16 protein-coding genes and 1 riboswitch are annotated in these 20,363 nt (G+C 76.1%); of the genes, 6 read left to right on the forward strand and 10 right to left on the reverse strand.

Annotation, left to right across the window (positions count from 1 at the left end; all coding sequences use genetic code 11):
* Positions 1 to 312: 312 nt before the first annotated feature.
* A complete protein-coding gene (locus QK440_RS30060) occupies positions 313 to 1,419 on the reverse strand; it encodes an aminotransferase class V-fold PLP-dependent enzyme (RefSeq protein ID WP_282796384.1) in 1,107 nt (368 codons plus the stop codon).
* A gap of 122 nt (positions 1,420 to 1,541) precedes the next feature.
* Between QK440_RS30060 and QK440_RS30065 the strand changes: the two genes are divergently transcribed.
* Together QK440_RS30065 and QK440_RS30070 are read left to right on the forward strand one after the other, a co-directional pair.
* Positions 1,542 to 2,633: an amidohydrolase family protein gene (locus tag QK440_RS30065; protein ID WP_282796385.1), complete on the forward strand. Its 1,092-nt coding sequence runs from the start codon at positions 1,542 to 1,544 to the stop codon at positions 2,631 to 2,633.
* Between the two features lie 456 nt (positions 2,634 to 3,089).
* Positions 3,090 to 4,034 carry an SCO1860 family LAETG-anchored protein gene (locus QK440_RS30070; RefSeq protein WP_282796386.1) on the forward strand — a complete coding sequence of 315 codons (945 nt, stop codon included), beginning with the start codon at positions 3,090 to 3,092 and terminating at the stop codon, positions 4,032 to 4,034.
* A gap of 1,352 nt (positions 4,035 to 5,386) precedes the next feature.
* Here the strand turns inward: QK440_RS30070 and cobC are convergent.
* The gene (gene cobC, locus QK440_RS30075; RefSeq protein ID WP_282796387.1) at positions 5,387 to 7,216 is read right to left on the reverse strand and encodes an Rv2231c family pyridoxal phosphate-dependent protein CobC; all 1,830 of its coding nucleotides are present in this window, start codon (positions 7,214 to 7,216) and stop codon (positions 5,387 to 5,389) included.
* 155 nt (positions 7,217 to 7,371) lie between these two features.
* On the opposite strand from cobC, the gene QK440_RS30080 reads away from it, so the two are divergent.
* Positions 7,372 to 8,115 (forward strand): ZIP family metal transporter, encoded by a 744-nt coding sequence (locus tag QK440_RS30080; RefSeq protein WP_282796388.1) that lies wholly within the window; start codon positions 7,372 to 7,374, stop codon positions 8,113 to 8,115.
* A 56-nt stretch (positions 8,116 to 8,171) separates the two neighbouring features.
* Here QK440_RS30080 and QK440_RS30085 read toward each other — a convergent pair whose 3' ends face one another.
* From QK440_RS30085 to QK440_RS30120, 8 genes are all read right to left on the reverse strand, one after another.
* Positions 8,172 to 9,650, reverse strand: coding sequence for a cobyrinate a,c-diamide synthase (locus QK440_RS30085; protein ID WP_282796389.1), 1,479 nt, complete (start codon positions 9,648 to 9,650; stop codon positions 8,172 to 8,174).
* On the reverse strand, positions 9,644 to 10,252 hold the full coding sequence (cobO, locus tag QK440_RS30090; RefSeq protein ID WP_282796390.1) for a cob(I)yrinic acid a,c-diamide adenosyltransferase: 609 nt from the start codon (positions 10,250 to 10,252) through the stop codon (positions 9,644 to 9,646). The genes QK440_RS30085 and cobO overlap by 7 nt, the downstream gene beginning before the upstream one ends.
* On the reverse strand, positions 10,252 to 12,357 hold the full coding sequence (locus QK440_RS30095) for a putative cobaltochelatase (protein ID WP_282796391.1): 2,106 nt from the start codon (positions 12,355 to 12,357) through the stop codon (positions 10,252 to 10,254). Before QK440_RS30095 ends, cobO begins: the two co-directional genes overlap by 1 nt.
* 142 nt (positions 12,358 to 12,499) lie before the next feature.
* Positions 12,500 to 14,008 carry a cobyric acid synthase gene (locus tag QK440_RS30100; protein ID WP_282796392.1) on the reverse strand — a complete coding sequence of 503 codons (1,509 nt, stop codon included), beginning with the start codon at positions 14,006 to 14,008 and terminating at the stop codon, positions 12,500 to 12,502.
* Positions 14,005 to 14,958, reverse strand: a complete 954-nt coding sequence (locus tag QK440_RS30105) for a cobalamin biosynthesis protein (RefSeq protein ID WP_282796393.1) — start codon at positions 14,956 to 14,958, stop codon at positions 14,005 to 14,007. Before QK440_RS30105 ends, QK440_RS30100 begins: the two co-directional genes overlap by 4 nt.
* 180 nt (positions 14,959 to 15,138) lie before the next feature.
* Positions 15,139 to 15,223, reverse strand: a riboswitch (cobalamin riboswitch).
* 223 nt (positions 15,224 to 15,446) lie between these two features.
* The gene (locus QK440_RS30110) at positions 15,447 to 15,680 is read right to left on the reverse strand and encodes a hypothetical protein (RefSeq protein ID WP_282796394.1); all 234 of its coding nucleotides are present in this window, start codon (positions 15,678 to 15,680) and stop codon (positions 15,447 to 15,449) included.
* A gap of 12 nt (positions 15,681 to 15,692) precedes the next feature.
* Positions 15,693 to 16,973, reverse strand: coding sequence for an inorganic phosphate transporter (locus QK440_RS30115; protein WP_282796395.1), 1,281 nt, complete (start codon positions 16,971 to 16,973; stop codon positions 15,693 to 15,695).
* 224 nt (positions 16,974 to 17,197) lie between these two features.
* Positions 17,198 to 17,974 carry a lysozyme gene (locus QK440_RS30120; protein ID WP_282796396.1) on the reverse strand — a complete coding sequence of 259 codons (777 nt, stop codon included), beginning with the start codon at positions 17,972 to 17,974 and terminating at the stop codon, positions 17,198 to 17,200.
* Between the two features lie 181 nt (positions 17,975 to 18,155).
* Between QK440_RS30120 and QK440_RS30125 the strand changes: the two genes are divergently transcribed.
* The 3 genes from QK440_RS30125 to QK440_RS30135 form a co-directional block, all read left to right on the forward strand.
* A complete protein-coding gene (locus QK440_RS30125; protein WP_282796397.1) occupies positions 18,156 to 18,887 on the forward strand; it encodes a class II aldolase/adducin family protein in 732 nt (243 codons plus the stop codon).
* Between the two features lie 76 nt (positions 18,888 to 18,963).
* Positions 18,964 to 20,091, forward strand: coding sequence for an alpha/beta fold hydrolase (locus QK440_RS30130; protein ID WP_282796398.1), 1,128 nt, complete (start codon positions 18,964 to 18,966; stop codon positions 20,089 to 20,091).
* 88 nt (positions 20,092 to 20,179) lie between these two features.
* The coding region (locus QK440_RS30135; protein ID WP_282796399.1) for a hypothetical protein at positions 20,180 to 20,363 on the forward strand (184 nt) is incomplete at its 3' end.

Here is a 20,363-nt window from a genome sequence, read left to right on the forward strand (position 1 = left end):
TCGTTGAAAGCGGGCAGGAGAAAACGGGAAGCTGTTCCCGAAAGAATTCGTGAAGACGCCGTTAAAACGAACTGAAAAAGGGAGTCTTAATGGGGTCGACCGCTGCGTCGACGCTGTGTCGACCGCCCCGTCGGCCGTTACCGGCAAGGGCAGCGGAAAGCCCCTCCGGGGAACCCGGAGGGGCGGACGCGGAGGACGGGCGGAAAGGGCGGGGGAGCGGGCGCGGGAGTGCCGGCCCGCGGGCCGGCCGGTGCGGCGCGCGCGGCGCGCCCGCCCCGCGGGGAAGGCCCCGGAAGAGCCGCCGGGCGGCGGTCAGGCCCGCGCCCAGGCCTCCGCGGCGGCGCGCCGGGCGGCCTCCAGGTCCACCGCGACGCCGGACTCGCTCAGCGCCGAGCCCAGCGCGGCCAGCGAACCGTGCACCACGCCCCGCGTCGCGTCCGGCCCGTAGTGGTTGACGCGGATCATCTCCTCGGCCAGTGCGCCCCCGCCCGCGACGAGCGGCAGCACCGGGTCGGCGGCCAGCGCCTTCGCCACCAGCGCCGAGGCGTCCACGCCCCGCGGCGCGCGCAGCGTCGTGGCCACCGGCGCGGCGTCCCGCGCCTCGTGCACGTACGGCTCCAGGCCGCCGCCCAGGGCGAGCGCGCCGGCGCGCGTGGCCGCGGCGGCGGTGGCGTGCCGCGCCATCAGCGCGTCCAGGCCCTCCGACTCGATCCGCTCCAGGCACGCCTCCAGGGCGAGCATCTCCAACTGCGCGGGCGCGTGCAGGAGCGCCTTGCGGCCGCCGTCGACCCAGCGCTCCTTCCAGTCGAGGAGCGACAGGTACGAGCGGCGCGGCGCCTGCGGGTTGGCGGCCATCCGCTCCCAGGCCCGCTCGCTCACCGACACCGCGGAGACGCCCGCCGGGCCGCCCATCGCCTTCTGCGCGCCGATCACGCACAGGTCCACGCCCCAGGCGTCCGGCAGCAGCGGCTCGGCGGCCACCGACGCCACGGCGTCCAGCATGAACAGCGCCCCGTGCGCGCGCACCACCTCGCCGATCTCCGCGACCGGATTGGTGTTGCCGGTCGCGGCCTCGGCGTGCACGAGCGAGACGAAGTCGATCCCGGGGTGCGCGGCGAGGGCCTCCTCGACCTGCGCGGCGGTGACCGCCGTGTGGAACGGCACCGCGAGGTCGACCACCGTGGCCCCGCAGTCGCGCAGCCAGTCCCCGAAGGTCTGCCCGTACGGGCCCGTGATCACGTTCAGGGCGGTGGTGCCGGGCCGCGCGGCGCCCCGGATGCAGCCCTCCAGCGGCAGGAGCGCCTCGCCCTGCGTGATCACCACGTCCTGCCGGGTGTCCAGGAGCCGCGCCACGCGGTCCTCGATCGCGGCGAAGTGCGCGGCGCTCAGCGGTGCCAGGTCGAGAAAGGGGTGGGTCATGGGCGTGCGCTCACTTCGCTGCTGCGTCGGGACGGTTGGCTGCCCCGAGCCTACCGACCGCCCCCGGCACCCGGTCCCGCCCGCCCCGGCCCCGGCCCGTCCCGCCCTCCTAAGCTGCTGGCATGAGCGATCACGCGGTGCTGCACGTGAAGGGGCGGGTGCTCGTCGGGCCCGAGGACGTACGGGACGAGCTGTGGGTGGTCGGCGGGCGGGTGACCTTCGAGCGGCCCGCCGCCGCGCAGGACGTGGTCACGGTGCGCGGCTGGGCGCTGCCCGGCCTGGTCGACGCCCACTGCCACGTCGGGCTCGACGCCCACGGGCCGGTCCCCGCCGAGGAGGCGGAGAAGCAGGCCCTCACCGACCGCGACGCGGGCGCGCTGCTGCTGCGCGACGCGGGCTCGCCGTCCGACACCCGCTGGATCGACGACCGCGAGGACCTGCCGAAGATCATTCGCGCGGGCCGCCACATCGCCCGCACCCGCCGCTACATCCGCAACTACGCGCACGAGATCGAGCCCGACGACCTCGTCGCGTACGTCGCCCGGGAGGCCCGGCGCGGCGACGGCTGGGTCAAGCTCGTCGGCGACTGGATCGACCGCGAGGAGGGCGACCTCACGGCGTGCTGGCCGCGCGGCGCGGTGGAGGCTGCCATCGCCGAGGCGCACCGGCTGGGCGCCCGCGTGACCGCGCACTGCTTCGCCGAGGACTCGCTGCGCGACCTCGTCGAGGCGGGCATCGACTGCGTCGAGCACGCGACGGGGCTGACCGAGGACACCATCCCGCTGTTCGCGGAGCGGGGCGTCGCGATCGTGCCGACCCTCGTGAACATCGCGACGTTCCCCCGGCTCGCCGCCGGCGGCGAGAAGAAGTTCCCGAAGTGGGCGGACCACATGCGCCGCCTCCACGCCCGCCGCTACGACACCGTCCGGGCCGCGTACGACGCCGGGGTCCCGGTGTTCGCGGGCACCGACGCCGGGGGCTCCCTCGCCCACGGCCTGGTCGCGGGCGAGGTCGCGGAGCTCACCCGGGCGGGCATCCCCGCGCTCGACGCGCTCTCCGCCACGACCTGGGCCGCGCGGGCCTGGCTCGGCCGCCCGGGCCTGGTCGAGGGCGCGCCCGGTGACCTCGTCGTGTACGAGGACGATCCGCGGGCCGACGTACGGGTGCTCGCGGCGCCGCGCAGGGTGGTCGTCAACGGCAGGGTCGTCGGTTGACGACCGCCGGCCGCCCGCGGCGGGACGGGGGCGGCGTCCGCGGCGCCCCCGCTCGCGTCGCGCGGGCGCCCGCGGGGAAGGCGCCCGCGGGACGCGAGTGACGAGCGCCGCAATCCCCGTACCAGAACGCGGCGTTGACGGACGGTGACGCGACGGCACCGGGTTCGTTGACGAAGGGCTGTTCTTCCCCCGGGTCCCGGCCGCCGCCCGCGAGCGGACGTGAAGCGGGTGCCCCGGGGGAACTTCCGTGGCAGCCGATTCGAAAGCAGGGGCGGAAACCTCTCGTTGGGGTGAACTCACGCCAGGTTGTCGCCCGTTCACTCTCAGTGCGTAAGGATGCCGGAGTCGGCGGCGCCGCCCGGCGTACTCCGGCGTCCGTGGTGCCCCGCGCACGTGATGTCCCCGTGTGGCGTGCGCGGGTGGCACCTTCGTCACTCATGTGGGGGTTCCACCACCTTGTCCAGCAACACCTTCCGCCGCCGCCCGTCCGCGCGCCGCGCCGTCGCCCTTGCCGCCGCCACCGTGGTCGCCGCCGGTCCCGCGGCGCTCGCCACCGGCGGGGCCGCGCACGCCACGGACGACGACCGGGGCGGCCGCGCCGGTGCCGTCGTGCTCCGCACCGGACTGAACGTTTCCCTGCTCAACAAGACCGTGCGGCAGCCGCTCAACCTCGCCCTGAACGAGGTGAGCGCGCCCGCGAGCGCCGAGCGGACCACCCTCACCGCGAAGCTCGACGGCGTCGACGGCGGGCAGCCGTTCAGCGTCCTGCGCGCCGACGTGGCCACCGCGCGGGCCACCGTGAAGGGCGGCACCGCCCAGGGCTACAGCAACGTCGCCCGCGCCAAGGTGCACCTGCCGGGCCTGCCGCTGCTGCCCCTCGTCGAGGTCGACCAGGTCACGTCGAAGGCCGTGTGCGCGGCCGGTGAGCGGCCCACCGCCGAGTCGACGTTCGTGGGCACCGTGACCGTCCTCGGCAAGCAGGTCGCCGTGAAGTCCGCGGGCACCACCCAGGTGTCCGTCCCCGGCGTCGGCGAGGTCCGCCTCGACCTGTCCGCGACCCGCACCACCTCCCGTACGGCCGCCGCCACCGGGCTCCGGCTCCAGGTGAACGTGGACCCGCTGAAGCTCGGCGTCGCGGCCGTCGAGGGCACGGTGACCCTCGCGGGCGCCACCTGCGAGACCCCCGCGCCCGGCGCGAAGCCCCGCCCCGAACCGCAGGGCGGCAAGCCGGCGGAGCCCGTCACGCGACGGGAGGCGCCGAAGCCGGAGCCGAAGCCCAAGGACGAGAACGAGGACCTCGCGGCGACCGGGGGCAGCGCGGTGACGCCGTACGTGGCCGGCGGCGCGGTGGCCCTCCTCCTCGGCGGAGGCGGAGCCCTGCTGTACGCCCGCCGCCGCTGAGCCTGGCCCCTGGGCCTTGAGCGGGCCGGAGGGGCCCCGGGCCGGGCCCTGCGGGGGCTGGGCCCTGCCGGGCCTGGGTCTCGCGGGGGCTGGGCCCTTGCCGGGCTTGGGCCTTGCGGGGGCTGGGCTCTTGCCGGGCTTGGGCCTTGCGGGGGCTGGGCCCGGTATCGGGCTCGGGGCCCCTGCCCAGCGTGCTCGCCCACCCGCCCACCCGTTGCTGCCGGTTGCGAGGCGGGGCTGTTGTGCCGCTGCGCGGCGGGCTCACCCGCTCGCCCGGGCTGGTGGGCGTCAGGTCGGGCTCTGCTCCGGCCGGGGCGTGACGTGCTCCTCCGCCCCGCTCGGTGGTCGGCGACCGGCGGTCGGCGCCCGGCGGGCGTGGTCACTGCCGCTGCCGTGCAGCAGGCCCGCCCCCGGCGTACGTACGGCTGGTGGCTGCCGGCGCCGCCCTCGTCGCTGTCAGACCTGCCTGGCGGCGTTTCGACCATGAGAACGGTGGTGGGGCACCACGTCGATGACCAGCGGATCGCATCGGTGCTCCGGCACGTCCACGCGACAACAAAGCTGAACTGGGAGGGGATCCAGAACGGCACCCTCTCCTGGGGGACGCGGCGGCCTGTGCGTTGGGCGTGCTGGACCAGCGGGCTCCTCTGGCAGCGGGACACAGCGATCGGCCTCGTCCTGCGCAACGACCACGCCCCGGAGATCCGGGCGGGTGCGCCCCTCGCGCAGCAGGAGCGGAAGCCGAGTGCCGACGGGCGCCTGGACGACCGCCTGTCCGCACACCGGGCCGCAATGACGCCCGACGCCACACCGGTCGGCCTGTTGCCCATCGGCGCCGTCACCCTCGCGGCCCTTGCCGTACAGGCCCACCGGTGGGACTTGGCCGTCGAGTCGGACTACTTGTTCCCTTCCGCGGCGCGGGGTCGTGGGGCTGCTTCGGCCGTTGCGGAGGGGGCTGCTCACGGTCCTCCTCGTGGCTGCCGGTCCTCCCCGGGGGGCTTACGCCCGTCGCTGTGCGGCGACCTGGGCCTGGCTCTCCGCGCGTGGCCATCCGTCACGCTCTCCCGGCGGTGCGCAGGCAGAGGGCGGCAGGCGCGGCGTGGGTGGTTGAGGGCTGCGCCGGGTACCGCCGAGTTACGGGTGGGCGGGTGGGCACGGGTGCCGCGGAGCGGCGGGGTGGGGGCGTGCCTGGGAGTGCCGCGTGACGGGTGGGCGGGTGGGCGAGGGCGTCGCGGAGCGACGGGGTGGCCGGGCCGGGTGGTGCCCGTCACGGGTGGGCGGGTGGGAAGGGGGCGGTGCCGCGCCTGGTGGTGACCGTCACGGGCGGGTGGGTGGGCAAGCCCCCGCGGCGGTCAGGCCGCACAACCCCCGGGCCAGGCCCGGACCAGGGCCTCGGTGGTGGCCCGGCCTCGCACGGCCACCCGAACCCAGTCAGGCCCCAGGCCAGGAAACGTGTCGCCACGCCGCACCACGAACCCCCGCTCCAGCAACCGCTCCCGCACCACGGTCGCCGCCCCGGGCGTCCGTACGAGCACGAAGGGCCCCTCCGCCGGACCCACCACCTCCACCCCGGGCAGCGCCGACAGCCCCGCCACCAGGTGCCGCCGGTCCGCGGCCACGCGGTGCGCCACGTGTCCGGCCTCGGCGAGCGCGCGCGGCGTCACGCAGGCCTCGGCCGCCGCGAGGGCGGGCGACGACACCGGCCACAGCGGCTGCGCCCGCTCCAGGGCGCCGATCGTCGCCGGGTCGGCGAGGACGTACCCGATGCGCAGCCCGGCGAGCCCCCACGTCTTGGTGAGGCTGCGCAGCACCACGAGCCCGGGCACGTCGACGCGCCCGGCCAGGGCCTCCCGCTCCCCGGGCACCGCGTCCATGAAGGCCTCGTCCACGACCAGCACCCGCCCCGGGCGGGCCAGCCGGGCGAGGTCGGCCGCGGGGTGCAGGACCGAGGTGGGGTTGGTCGGGTTGCCCACGACCACCAGGTCCGCGTCCTCCGGCACCGCCGCCGGGTCGAGCCGGAAGCCGTCCGCCGCCCGCAGCAGCACCCGCCGCACCGTGTGCCCGGCGTCCCGGAGTGCCGCCTCGGGCTCCGTGAACTGCGGGTGCACGACCACCGGCCGCCGTACCCGCAGCGCCCGCGCGAGCAGCACGAACGCCTCCGCGGCGCCCGCCGTGAGCAGCACCCGGCCGGGCTCCACCCCGTGCCGTGCCGCCACGGCGGCCCGCGCGGCCCGCCCGTCGGGGTAGGCGGCGAGCCCGTCGAGCGAGGCCGCGATGCGCTGCTTCAGCCAGGCGGGCGGCGTACCGGAGCGGACGTTCACGGCGAGGTCGACGGGACCGGCGAGACCGATGAGACCGGCGGCACCACCAGGACCCCCCGGGCCGCCAGGTCTCCCGGGGCCCGCGCTGTCGCGTACCTCCGCGTCCCCGTGGTGCCGCAGGTCGACGTCCTCGGCCGAACCCACGGGACACACCGCCACGTCCTCGGCGCGGACGTCCGTCACGCCCCCGCCGCCGACCGTCCCCACCCGCGACACCGAGTCTGAGTCCGTGTCCGTGCCCAGGTCCGTGCCCAAGCCCGTGCCGACGTCCGTACTCATGTCCGTGTTCATGTCCCCGACCGTGCCCCTGTACTGCTGTGACTCGCGGCCCGGGCGAACGCCCCCGGCCGGCTCCTTCGGCGCCTGCCCGGCGCCCGTCGCGTCGGCGGAGCGTACCTCCGCCGCCGCCCGCGGACGCGCGGGCACCCGGGCGACGGCGCACGTCGCCCGGGTGGACCTCCGCTTGGGCACCAGGAGCTCGCCGCCCCGCGCGAGCGCCGCGGCCTCGGCCACGGACGGCGTACCCACGGCGGCGAGCACCGCGCCGGACCGGCCCGCCACCGCGACCCGCGCCAGCTCCTCCGCCGAGTACGCCGCCAGCGGCACCCCAAGGCGCGCGGCCGCCCCGGCGACGCCGGGCTCGTCCCGCTTGGCGTCGACGGTCGCCAGCCCCCGTACGGCCGACTGCGGGAGCCCGGCGTCCCGCAGGCAGCCGAGCACGAGGTCCAGGACCTCGTCGGCCGCGACGCCCTTGCGCGCTCCCACGCCGACGACGAGGTCCCGATTTTGGCCTTCCACGCCACCGGCCGGCTCGGCGCCTACGGACGGGACCGCTCCGGCGGGGGCGGTGACGTCAGCCATGAAGGAATCCTCTCGGACGGGACGGGACGGGACGGACGGGCAAGGCGGGCGGGGCAGGGAGGGCAGGGCCGGGCAGGGCGGCCGGGCGCGGCCGTGCGGGTGACAGTCGCGGCAACCGGTTAGCGGCCGCCGCCCCGATCCGCTAGCAAGAGCGCATGGCGGTGTTCGTGGCGCTCGGCGCGTTCGTGATGACCCTGGTGGGCGGCTGGACCGCCGGGCGGGTCACCGACCGGCGCCATCTGGTGCTCGGCCTCGCGGGCGGCCTGATGCTCGGCGTGGTCGGGCTCGACCTGTTGCCGGAGGCGCTGGAGGCGGCGGGCGAGCCGGTGTTCGGGGTGCCCGCGGCCCTGCTCCTGGCCGTCGCGGGGTTCCTGTTCGCGCACTCGGTGGAGCGGCTCCTCGCGCTGCGGCGTGCCGCCCCCCACGGCGCCGACGTGGCGGGCGGGGCGGCCGGCGGCCGGGTGCCGCAGGTGGGGCTCACCGCGGCGGCCGCGATGGTCGGGCACAGCGTCATGGACGGCGTCGCGATCGGCGCCGCCTTCCAGGTGGGCGGCGGCATGGGCGCCGCCGTCGCGGTGGCCGTCATCGCCCACGACTTCGCCGACGGCTTCAACACGTACACGATCACCAAGCTGTACGGGAACGCGCGGCGCAGGGCCGTGGCCATGCTGGTCGCGGACGCCCTGGCCCCCGTCGCGGGCGCCGCGTCCACGCTGCTGTTCACCCTCCCCGAGCATCTGCTCGGCGGCTACCTCGGCTTCTTCGGCGGGGCGCTGCTCTACCTCGCCGCCGCCGAGATCCTGCCCGAGGCCCACCACGACCATCCGGCGCGCTCCACGCTGCTGTGCACGGTGGCGGGCGCCGGTTTCATCTGGCTGGTGGTCGGCCTGGCGGAGTGAGCCCCTCGCCCCGCCGCACACCCCGCCCCTGACCCTGCCGCGTACCTCTCCACGCGTCACCGAGCGGCCCCGGCCCCGGTCCCGGCCTCAGCCCCGGCCGAAGCCCCAGCCCCGGTCCCGGCCGAAGCCTCAGCCCCGGTCACGTCCCCCGCCCCGCCGACGCACCTCTCCACGAACCGCCGCGCCACCCCGGGTTCGGCCGCCCAGTGCGTGTGCAGATAGCTCGCGTGCACGCCCCGCTGCACGAAGCCCTCGACGCGCCGCTCGGGCGTGCGCAGCCCCCAGGCGGGAGCCGGCCCCGCGCCCGGCTCGACCACGGTGCGGTGGAACTCGTGTCCGCGCATCCGCGTCCCCGCCGCGGCCAGGACGCTGTCGGACACCGCCACGGCGTCCCGGTAGCCGAGCGTCAGCCGCTCCGCCATCCGCGCCCGGGCGTCGAGCACCCCGCACATCGGCCTCCCGTCCAGCTCCCGCGCGAGGTAGAGCAGCCCCGCGCACTCGGCCGCGACCGGTGCCCCGGTGGCGGCCAGCTCCGCCACGGCCGTGCGCAACGGCTCGTTGGCGGACAGCTCCGGCGCGTACACCTCCGGGAACCCGCCCCCGATCACCAGCCCCCGCGTCCCGGCGGGCAGCCGCTCGTCGTGCAGCGGGTCGAAGACGACGACCTCGGCCCCGGCGGCCGTCAGCAGCTCGGTGTGCTCGGCGTACGAGAACGAGAACGCCGCCCCGCCCGCGACGGCGACCACGGGCCTGCCACCCGCCGCGCCCGCCGGTACCTCGTCCCCCGGCGCGTCCGCGCCCGCCCCGGCCCCGGCGCCCGGCTCCCACGGCGCCCCCGGCCAGGACCCCGCGCCGCGCGCCAGCGCGAGCACGGCCTCCAGGTCGCACCCCTGCCGCACCTGCTCCGCCAGCGCCGCCACCGAGTCCACCGCCTCGGCCCGCCGCTCCGCGACCGGCACCAGGCCGAGGTGCCGGGACGGCGCCCGCACCTGCGGGGCCCGCCGCAGCGCGCCGAGCACCGGCACGCCCGACGAGTCCAGCGCCTCCCGCAGCAGCTCCTCGTGCCGGTCGGAGCCGACCTTGTTGAGGATCACCCCGCCGAGCCGCACCTCGGGGTCCCACGACGCGAAGCCGTGCACGAGCGCCGCCACGGACCGCGACTGCGAGGACGCGTCGACGACCAGGACCACCGGCGCCCGCAGCAGCTTCGCGACGTGCGCGGTGGACGCCAGCTCGCCCTGCCCGGCCGCCCCGTCGAACAGGCCCATGACGCCCTCGATCACGGCGAGGTCGCACCCCGCCGCGCCGTGCGCGAACAGCGGCCCCACCAGGTCGGGGCCGCACAGGTACGCGTCCAGGTTCCGGCCGGGGCGCCCGGTGGCGAGCGCGTGGTAGCCGGGGTCGATGTAGTCGGGCCCGACCTTGTGCGGCGAGACGGTGAGCCCCGCCCGCGTGAAGGCCGCCATGAGCCCGGTCGCGACGGTCGTCTTGCCGCTCCCGGAGGACGGCGCCGCGATGACGACACGTGCTACCACTCGATGCCCCGCTGCCCCTTCTGACCCGTGTCCATCGGGTGCTTGACCTTCGACATGTCGGTGACGAGGTCGGCGTACTCCACCAACTTCTCCGGGGCGTTGCGCCCGGTGATCACCACGTGCTGGGTGCCGGGCCGCTCCCGCAGCACCTCCACCACCTCGTCGACGTCCACCCAGCCCCAGTGCAGCAGGTACGCGAACTCGTCGAGCACGTAGAACCGGTACGTCTCGGCGGCCAGGTCCCGCTTGACCTGCTCCCAGCCCTCGCGTGCCTTCTCCTCGTGGCTCGGCTCGCCCGCGGCGGGCTCCCGCTGGATCCACGACCAGCCCTCGCCCATCTTGTGCCAGTCGACGCGCCCGCCCTCGCCGCTGGCCCCGAGGACCTTCAGCGCGTTCTCCTCGCCGACCTTCCACTTCGCCGACTTGACGAACTGGAACACCCCGATCGGCCACCCCTGGTTCCAGGCGCGCAGCGCCATGCCGAACGCGGCCGTCGACTTCCCCTTGCCGACGCCCGTGTGCACCATCACCAGCGGGCGGTTCCGGCGCTGACGCGTCGTCAGGCCGTCGTCCGGCACCACGTTCGGCTGCCCCTTCGGCATTACGCCACCTTCCTCTCGTTGCCCGTCCGTACCTCACGGCCCGTCCGTATTTCGTGGCCCGTCCGTACCTCGCGGACGAGTCCGGCGATGCTCTCCGCGCGCAACTCGTCCAACGTCACCGCCGTGCCGCCCAGTTCACCGGCGAGGCGCGCGGCCAGGCCGAGCCGTACGAACCCGGTCTCGCAGTCCACGACGACCGACGCGACCCCGTCGGCCGCGAACAGCCGCGCGGCCCGCCCGGCGAGCGCCACGGGCTCGGGGCCGCCGGTGGCGCGCCCGTCCGTCACCACCACGACCAGCGGCCGCCGCGCCGGGTCCCGCAGCCGCTCGATCCGCAGCACCTCGTGCGCCGTGAGCAGCCCGGCCGCGAGCGGCGTACGCCCGCCCGTGGGCAGCGACTCCAGGCGCGCGGCGGCGGCGTCCACCGACGACGTGGGCGGCAGCGCCACCTCCGCGGCGGCGCCGCGGAACGTCACCAGACCCACCTTGTCCCGCCGCTGGTAGGCGTCGAGCAGCAGCGAGAGCACGGCGCCCTTCACGGCACCCATCCGCTGCCGCGCCGCCATCGAGCCCGAGGCGTCCACCACGAACAGCACGAGGTTGCCCTCGCGCCCCTCGCGGACGGCCTGCCGCAGATCGTCCCTGCGCACCACCAGCCCGGGCCCCGACCGGCCGCGCGCCCGCTGGTGCGGCGCCGCGGCCTGCACGGTCGCCGCCAGGTGCAGCTTCGTCAGCGTCCCGCGGGGCCGCCGGGCCCCGGTCGTCCGCCCGTGCTCGGTGCGCGCCCGCGACCGCCGCCCGGCCGCGCCGTCGCCGAGCCCCGGCACGCTCAGCACCTTCGTACGGAACGGCTCGGCGGCCCGCACCGGCTGCTGCTCCCCGGCCGGGGCGCCCTGCGGCCGGCCGCCCTCGGGGGCCTCGCCACCGGCCGGCGGCGTGCTCGACCCGGCGGAGGCGTCCGTGTCCGGGGGCGGGGCCTGGGGCGGCACACCGCCACCACCGCCACCGCCGTCCCCGCCGCCGTCCCCGTCGGGGCCCTGGTCGTCGTCCCCGCCGTCGCCGTCGCCCTCGCCGGGGCCGGTACCGGGGTCGTCGGCGGCGAACTCCTCCAGCGTCTCGTCGAGCTTGTCCTCGTCGAGGCCGGGGGCGTCGAACGGGTTGCGGCGCCGCCGGTGCGGCAGCGCGAGCAGCGCGGCCTGGCGCACGTCCTCCGCGAGGACGTCCTCGCGCCCCGCCCACGCGGCCAGCGCGGTCGCGGTGCGGGCCATCACGATGTCGGCGCGCATGCCGTCCACCTCGAAGGCCGCGCAGGTCGCCGCGATCTGCCGCAGCGCGCCGTCGCCGAGCCGCACCCGGGGCAGCAGCGCCCGCGCGGCCACGATCCGCTCCCGCAGGGCCCGCTCGTCCCCGGCCCAGCGCCCGGCGAAGCCCTCGGGGTCGTCGTCGTAGGCGAGCCGCCGCTTGACGACCTCGACGCGCTGGTCGGGCTCGCGGGACGCCGCGACCTCCACGGTCAGGCCGAACCGGTCGAGCAACTGCGGCCGCAGCTCGCCCTCTTCGGGGTTCATGGTCCCGACGAGCAGGAAGCGCGCCGCGTGCCGCACGGACACGCCCTCCCGTTCGACGTACGAGGCGCCCATCGCGGCGGCGTCGAGCAACAGGTCGACCAGGTGGTCGTGGAGGAGGTTGACCTCGTCGACGTACAGGATGCCGCGGTGCGCGTCGGCGAGCAGCCCCGGCTCGAAGGCCTTGACGCCCTCGGCGAGCGCCCGCTCGATGTCGAGGGACCCCACGAGCCGGTCCTCGGAAGCGCCGACGGGCAGCTCCACCATGCGCGCGGCCCGCGTGGTGCCCGTGCCGGGCTCGTGCGGCCCGTCCGGGCACCCGGGGTCGGGCGCCCCCGGCGCGCACGAGAACCGGCACCCGGCGACGACGTCCACCTCCGGCAGCAGCGCCGAGAGCGCCCGGACGGCCGTCGACTTGGCGGTGCCCTTCTCACCCCGCACCAGGACGCCGCCGACCGCGGGCGAGACGGCGTTGAGCAGCAGGGCGAGCCGCAGGTCGTCCTGGCCGACCAGCGCGGTGAAGGGGTAGGGGGTACTCACGCGACGACCTCCATGTCCTGCCCGTCCGGCGTGTGCGGACGGGCGTCAAGCGCGATGGAACGGGGGCCCGGGGGCGGCGCCCACGGAGCCGGGAAGGAGCGGGCCCGGGGAGCCCGCGGCGGGGCACCACGCCGTCGTCCCGTCACGAGGGCGCCCCCGGCGGGACGAAGGGGAGACCGGCGGGCGGGCCGCTCTCGACGAGCCGCAGCAGCGCGTCCGTGTCCGCGCTCTCCTCGATCAGATCGCCGAGCAGGTCGAGCTGTTCCTCGCGCAGCGCCGCGAAGCTCGTGTCCGGGGCCGGTACGAAGCGGCGCCCGGCGGCGCGGGCCACCTCGGTGAGGAAGCGCCGCCGGAACGCGTCGCTCTCCAGCGAGCCGTGCCAGTGCGTGCCCCACACCTCGCCGACGCGGCAGCCGTCCAGGAACGGCTCGCCGCCGAGCACGTCGGCGACGCCGTGGTGGATCTCGTAGCCCTCGACGGGCTCGCCGAGGGCCTTCCCGGACGGCCGCGCCAGGGTCTTCTCCCGCGCGAACCGCACCCGTACGGGCAGCAGTCCGAGCCCCTCCACGGTCCCGGCGCGCGACTCCACCTCGTCCTCGATGCGCTCGCCGAGGACCTGGAAGCCGCCGCAGATCCCGAGCACGGGCCGCCCCTGCGCGGCCCGGCGGGCCAGCGCGTCCGCGAGCCCGCGCTCGCGCAGCCAGGCGAGGGCGCGCACGGTCCCGCGCGTCCCCGGGACGACGACGAGGTCGGCGTCGGCGAGCTCCTCGGCGCGGTCCACGAACCGCACGACGACGCCCGGTTCGGCGGCCAGGGCGTCCACGTCGGTGAAGTTCGACATCAGCGGCACCGCGCAGACGGCGACGCGCAGCACGTCCTCGCCGTGCGGCGGCGCGACCGCGGACTCGCGTACGGCGCCGCGCAGCGAGACCCGCAGGCCGTCCTCCTCGTCGATGCCGAGCCCGTGCCGGAACGGCAGCACGCCGAACGTCCGCCGCCCGGTGAGCTCCTGGAGCATGTCGAGCCCCGGCTCCAGGAGCGACACGTCGCCGCGGAACTTGTTGACGAGGAACCCGGCCACCAGCTCCTGGTCGGCGCGGTCGAGCAGCGCGACGGTGCCGAAGAACGACGCGAAGACGCCGCCGCGGTCGATGTCCCCGACCACGACGACCGGGAAGCGCGCGGCCCGCGCGATGCCCATGTTCACGATGTCGGTGCGCCGCAGGTTGATCTCGGCGGGACTGCCCGCCCCCTCGCAGATCACGGCGTCATACGTGCCCCGCAGCTCCTCCAGGCATCCCACGACGGTGTCGAACAGCGCCTGCTGCCTGCCGCCGTGGTAGCCGCGCGCGCTCATCTCGCCCACCGGCCTGCCCATGAGGACGACCTGGCTGGACCGCTCACCGCCCGGCTTCAGGAGTACCGGGTTCATCAGCGCCGACGGCTCGACCCGGGCGGCCTGCGCCTGCATGGCCTGCGCCCGCCCGACCTCGGCGCCCTCGCGGGTGACGAAGGAGTTCAGCGACATGTTCTGCGCCTTGAACGGCGCGACGGAGACCCCCTTGCGCGCCAGCCACCGGCAGATCCCGGCGGTGACGACGCTCTTGCCCGCGTCGGAGGTCGTCCCGGCGACCAGCAGCCCGCCGCTCACAGCGACCACCCCTTCCCGCGCCGTGCCCGCACCAGGCGCGCCCCGGCGACGACGCCGAGCGCCAGCCAGCTCACCCGACGCGACAGCCGTACGGCCCGCTCGATGTCGTCGACGGCCACGGCCCGCCCCTCCTCGTTCAGCACCGGCCGCTCCTCCACACGTCCCGCGTACGACAAGGTCCCCCCGAGCCGCACCCCGAGCGCCCCCGCGAACGAGGCCTCCACGACCCCGGCGTTGGGGCTCGGGTGCAGCCGCGCGTCGCGCCGCCAGGACCGCAAAGCCTCCTGGGGCGCGCCCCCGGCGACGACCGCGAGGAGCGCGGTGAGCCGCGCCCCCGGCCACCCGGCGACGTCGTCGAGGCGCGCGGAGGCCCAGCCGTACCGCAGGTACGCGGGTGACCGGTGGCCCACCATGGCGTCCAGCGTGTTGACGGCCCGGAAGCCGAGAAGCCCGGGCACACCGGCCACGGCGCCCCACACCAGCGCGCCCACGACGGCGTCGGAGGTGTTCTCGGCGACGGACTCCACGACGGCCCGCGCGATCCCGTCCGCGTCCAGGGCCTGGGGGTCGCGCCCGCACAGGTGCGGCAGGCGCTCCCGGGCGACCTCCACGTCCCCGGCGGCGAGCGCGCCGCCGATGGCCCGCGCCTCCCGGCCGAGCGTGGTGCCCCCGACGACGGCCCAGGTCGCGGCCGCGGTCAGGCCGACGGACGCGGCCCGCGAGCGGCGCCCGGCGCGGACGGCGAGCGCCCCCAGGGCGACGGCGCCCCCGGCGCAGACGGCGGTGTGCAGCGCGCCCCACCCACGGTGGTCGCGCCACAGGACACGCTCGACGGCCTGCGCCGCACGCCCGAACGCGGCGACCGGGTGCCCTCGGCGGGGGTCGCCGAGCAGCAGGTCACCGAGGAGTCCGGCGGCGGCGCCGTACGCGAAGTCGCGATCGGCACGCATCGGATCAGCCCGCCGTCACGCGCGGGAGGCGGCGAAGGACCAGCGGATCGGGGCGGCCGGGGAGGCCGGGGGAGGGGCTCGACCCGGAGGGAGCCCCGGCGGGAAACGGCGGTCGGCCGCGCATGACGACGTGTCCTCACTCAGGGTGTCCGCGCCCTGGTTCGACGTGACAGGCGGCGAGAGTTCCTGGCTCCCGGGAGCGCGTCGGACGCGCTGCGCCGGTGACAGTGGCGGGACCGCGCCGGATTCGCACCGGACTTCCTCTGCTGCCGCCGTGGTTGGCCCCGGCAGTCCACCACGCCCGTCAGCGCCCGTCAACTCGCGGTTGACCTGCGGCGGGGCAGTGTTGCGCGGACCACGTCCACGCGCCGTCGGCGCCCCCGGACGCGCCCCTCGTACCAGCCCCCGTACGAAAGGAGCGGCACCCGGTGGGTCACCGGATGCCGCTCCACGCCTTGACCGCCCGCGCCGCCCTGGGGCGCGCGTCCTCAGACGACGATCAGGTAGATCCCGTACGCCACCGCCGCCGCGCACAGCGCGAAGCAGGCGTACGCGCCCAGGCGGGCCGGCACCGCGCCGGTGCCGCCGCCGGCCGTGGCGGCGCGGGCCTGCTCCTGCTTGGAGAGGCCGACGATGCCGAGCGTGAACAGGCCCACGAGGGCGACGGTCACCACGAGGCTGACTCCGAAGACGGAGCCGAGTGCTGCCCAGTCGATCTTCATGCTGCTGCTTCCTTAGACCGTGGCGGGCCGGGCGGGGTCCGCCACGGACGCGGTGTTGCCGGACATCGGTGCCTCGGGGGCGCCCACCGACACGGTGGCCAGCGCGCCCGCCGGGGGCGGGGTGACGGCGGCGATCGCGGTGGTGACGACGCCCGCGGGCTCGCCGTCCCGCGCGGCGCCGGTCGCGCCGATCTCGTCGGCCGTGACGTTCGTGTGGTCGACCGGCTGGCGGCGCGACAGGGACCAGATGACGGCGGAGCCGCCGATGAGCAGCGCGGCCGTGACCGCGACGCCCCAGTCGCCCTGCTTGGTGAGCAGCTCGGCACCGGCGCCGACCAGGCCCGCGGCCGGCAGCGTCAGGCCCCAGGCCACGAACATCCGGGTGGCGGTGGACCAGCGGACCACACCGCCCTTGCGGCCGAGGCCCGCGCCCATCACGGCGCCGGAGCAGACCTGCGTGGTGGAGAGCGAGAAGCCGATGTGCGAGGACGCGAGGATCGCGGTCGCGGCGGAGGTCTGCGCGGCGAAGCCCTGCTGCGGGGCCAGCTCGGTCAGGCCCTTGCCCATGGTGCGGATGATCCGCCAGCCGCCCAGGTAGGTGCCGAGCGCGATGGCGACACCGGCCGAGACGATGACCCACAGCGGGGGGTTCGCGCCCGGGTTGAGGACACCGCCGGTGATCAGGGCGAGGGTGATGATGCCCATGGTCTTCTGCGCGTCATTCGTGCCGTGGGCGAGCGAGACGAGGCCGGCCGAGGCGATCTGCCCGGCGCGGTACCCCTTGGAGGTCGCCTTCTCGTCCGTGCGGCTGCTGATGCGGTACGTCAGCCGGGTGGCGAGGGACGCCGCGACACCGGCGACGAGCGGGGCGGCGACCGCGGGGAGCAGCACCTTGGTGACGACCGTGCCGCCGTTCACCGACGACCAGCCCATGGACATCACGGCGGCGCCGATGAGGCCGCCGAACAGGGCGTGCGAGGAGCTGGACGGCAGGCCGAGCAGCCAGGTCAGGAGGTTCCAGAGGATCGCGCCGACGAGGGCGGCGAAGATCACCTCTGTCTTGAGACCGCCCTCGTTGATGATGCCGCCGGAGATCGTCTTGGCGACTTCGACGGACAGGAACGCTCCGACGAGGTTGAGCACGGCGGACATGGCCACCGCCGTCTTGGGCTTGAGGGCGCCGGTCGAGATGGTCGTCGCCATCGCGTTGGCAGTGTCGTGGAAACCGTTCGTGAAATCGAACACGAGAGCGGTGACGATCACGATCCCGAGGAGAAGCGTGATGTTTTCCATTTACCCAGGCTTCTGTTGGACGTCAGTGGCTTGTGGACCGTAAGCAACCTGAGTGAACGGAAAGTGAACTGGGCCGGGCCTGGCGGTGACCCGTCCAAGGATGCCGCGGCTCCGCATCGTTCCGGCATACACCGGAGCGCGCCCCCGCGCCCGCCCGGAGACCCCCCACAACCCCGGAATTGGGCCGTCCGGGGCATGTCCGCGGGGCGCCCGGCCCTCGTCGCTCAGCCGCGCGCGAACTCCCTGAGCTGGGCCGTCGACCCGTGAAAGAGATCCTGGTCACCCGGCAGCCGGCCCCCGCCGTCGCCGTCGTCGCTGCCGCCGCTGCCGTCGCTGCCGTCGGAGTATTGCCAGAACGTCCAGGCCGACCAGCCGCTCGGCAGCGCCCCCGGCGACGCCGACCAGCGGGCGAGCCACAGCGGGTGCCGGCCGAAGGCGGTGCTGCCGCCCGTGCAGGCGTTCCACCACTTCGCGGTCGTGTAGATCACCGGCAGCCGGCCCGTGCGGCGCCGCACCTCGTCGCTGAAGGACCTGATCCAGGCCACCATGCGGGCCCGGGTCAGGCCGTAGCACGTCCGGTTCCCGTATGGGTTGTGCTCGATGTCGAGCGCGGGCGGCAGCGTCCAGCCGTCCGGCGTCCAGTGCCCGCCGTTGGCCACGAAGTGCGCGGCCTGCGCCGTACCGGACGACCGGTGCGGCAGGGCGAAGTGGTACGCGCCCCGGACCAGCCCGGCGGCGCGGGACCCGTCGTACTGCCGGCGGAAGTACGGGCTGCGGTAGGTGTGGGACTCGGTGGCCTTCACGTAGACGAAGCGCGCCCCCGCGGCCCACGCCCCCGGCCAGTCCACGTCCCTCTGGTGCGAGGACACGTCGTGCCCGCGCGTCCTGTCCGCCGCCGACGCGGGTGCCTCGGCGAGCGCGGTCCCGCCGATCGCCAGGGCCGCGACGGACACGGCGACGGCGTGGGCGCGACGGCGGGACGGCTGCTGATCACGGGCCATGCTTCCCCCTGGATGGCGACGTGCGGGCAAATCCCCCAGAGGGTACTGGAAAATCCACCCATAAATGTTCAATATTCAGCTAAGTGGGGTGAGAGGGTCTGACCGGGCCGAAACGTGCCGAAGGGATCCCTGGGTTCTCGGAACCGGTGTCCGGTCCTTCGCCGCCTGCCAGGATCACGGCATGACTGAGCAGCGACAGGAACAGCGGCAGGACGGACCGCAGGACGGACCCCAGGACGAGCGGCGGGACCCACCCGGTGCCCCGGCCCCGGAGGCGCTCGCGCGGGCCTGGGACGCGCTGGTGGCGACCGCGCGCAGGACGGTCGCCGACGGCCTCGTCGTGGGCACCTCCGGCAACGTCTCCGTCCGCGTCGGGGACACCGTCCTGGTCACCCCGAGCGGCGTCGCCTACGACGACCTGGGACCGGACGACGCCGTCGGCGTGGACCTGGACGGCAGGCGGCTCCTCGGCGAGCTGACCCCCACCAGCGAGCTCCCCATGCACCTGGAGATCTACCGCGCCACCACCGCCGGCGCCGTCGTCCACACCCACGCGGTGCACGCCACCGCCGTCTCCACGCTCGTCCCCGAACTCCCGCCCGTCCACTACATGACCAGCGCCCTCGGCGGCCCGGTACGCGTGGCCCCCTACGCCCTGTACGGCACCGACGAGCTGGCCGCGCACATGCTGCGCGCCCTGCGCGACCGCACCGCCTGCCTCCTCCAGAACCACGGCACCGTCGCCTACGGGGACACCCTCACCCAGGCCTACGACCGCACGGCCCAGCTCGAGTGGATGTGCCGCCTCTGGCTCACGGCCGTGTCCGTGCCGGGGCGCGCCCCCACGCTCCTGTCCCCGGACCAGCTCGACGAGGTGACGGAGAAACTGAAGGGGTACGGGCAGAGGAAGTGAGCGGGGACGGGCCCGGGCGTACCCGCCAGGGTCACGCCCGCTGGCCCCTGTCGCCCACCCCACGGAGACTTGACCCGTGCGCCCAGCCAAAGCCGCAGCCGCAGCCGTCACCGCCGCCTCCGCCGCCGCTCTCGCGGCCGTCGCGGCGGGCCGCTACGCCAGCAACGCCGCCCTCAGGACCGCCCCCGACCGCCCGCTGCCCACACAGCAGCGCCTGACCGTCCACGCCACCGCCGCGGGACAGGTCGCCCTCACCCGCTCCCTGGCCTCCCTGCGCCCCGGCGTCCACGGCCTGACGGGCCCCGGCTGCCACGCCGTGGTCGGCCCCGTCCTGGCGGAGGCCCCGCACCCGGCCGACACGGTCGTACGCCGCCTGGAGCGGGTCACCCGCGGCACCCTGGAGCCGGGCGCCAAGGTCTGGCTCACCCCGCAGGTCCACACCGGCGACCCGCGCTCGGCCCTGGGCATCGAGTACGCCGACGTCGACATCCCCGGCGAACTCGGGTCGCTGCCCGCGTGGTTCGTGCCCGGCGGCCGCGACACCTGGGTCATCGCCGTGCACGGCCTCGGCACCACCCGCGAGCACAGCATGGTCGTCATGGACTTCCTGCGCGCCTGGCGGCTGCCCGTCCTGGCCCTCGCCTACCGCGGCGACCCGGGCGCGCCGCGCTCCCCGGACGGCCTCGGCCACCTCGGCGAGACGGAGTGGCGCGACCTGGACGCCGCCATCCGGCACGCCGTGCGCTACGGCGCGCGGAGCGTCGTCCTGTACGGCTGGTCCACCGGCGCCACCATGGCGCTGCACGCCGCCGCGCGCGCCGCCCTGCGCGAGCGCGTGGCGGGCCTCGTCCTCGACTCGCCGGTCCTCGACTGGGAGGCCGCCCTGCGCGCGCTCGCCACCGCGCGCCGCACCCCGGCCCCGCTCCTGCCGCTCGCGGTGCGCGCCGCCCAGGGCCGCACCGGCCTGCGCGGCGACCGCCTCCGCGCGGTCGCGGACCCCGCCGGGCTCAAGGTGCCGACGCTCCTGCTGCACAGCCCCGACGACGCCGTCGCCTCCTGGGCGCTGTCGCGGGAGCTGGCCCGCAAGCGGCCCGAGCTGGTCACCCTGCACACCGTTCCGGATGCGTCCCACGGCGCCCTGTGGAACGCCGACCCGGCGGACTACGAAGAGGCGCTCCGCCGCTTCCTCACTCCCCTCATGTGAGCCTCCCGCGCGCCGGGGCGGCCGCCCCCGAAGTGCTCCACCGGGATTCCGTTTGGGTTTTCGGACCGTCAACAGGAAGACTGCTCCTGTGACGTCCCGTAACCCGCGCGACTCCCGGCTCCACCTCGTCCGCACCTCGTCGTCCCGGGCCGAAAGGCGGGCGGAGGCCGAGCGCGGCCCAGCCCGCGGCCCCCTCGGCGGCCCCGGCGCGGTCACCCAGCGCCGGGCGCGCCGCCCCGCGCCGCCGCCCCCGGAGGGCACCCCCGCGCCCG

Origin of the sequence: Streptomyces sp. CC224B (assembly GCF_030010595.1) — a bacterium.
Classification (GTDB): Bacteria; Actinomycetota; Actinomycetes; order Streptomycetales; family Streptomycetaceae; genus Streptomyces; species Streptomyces longispororuber.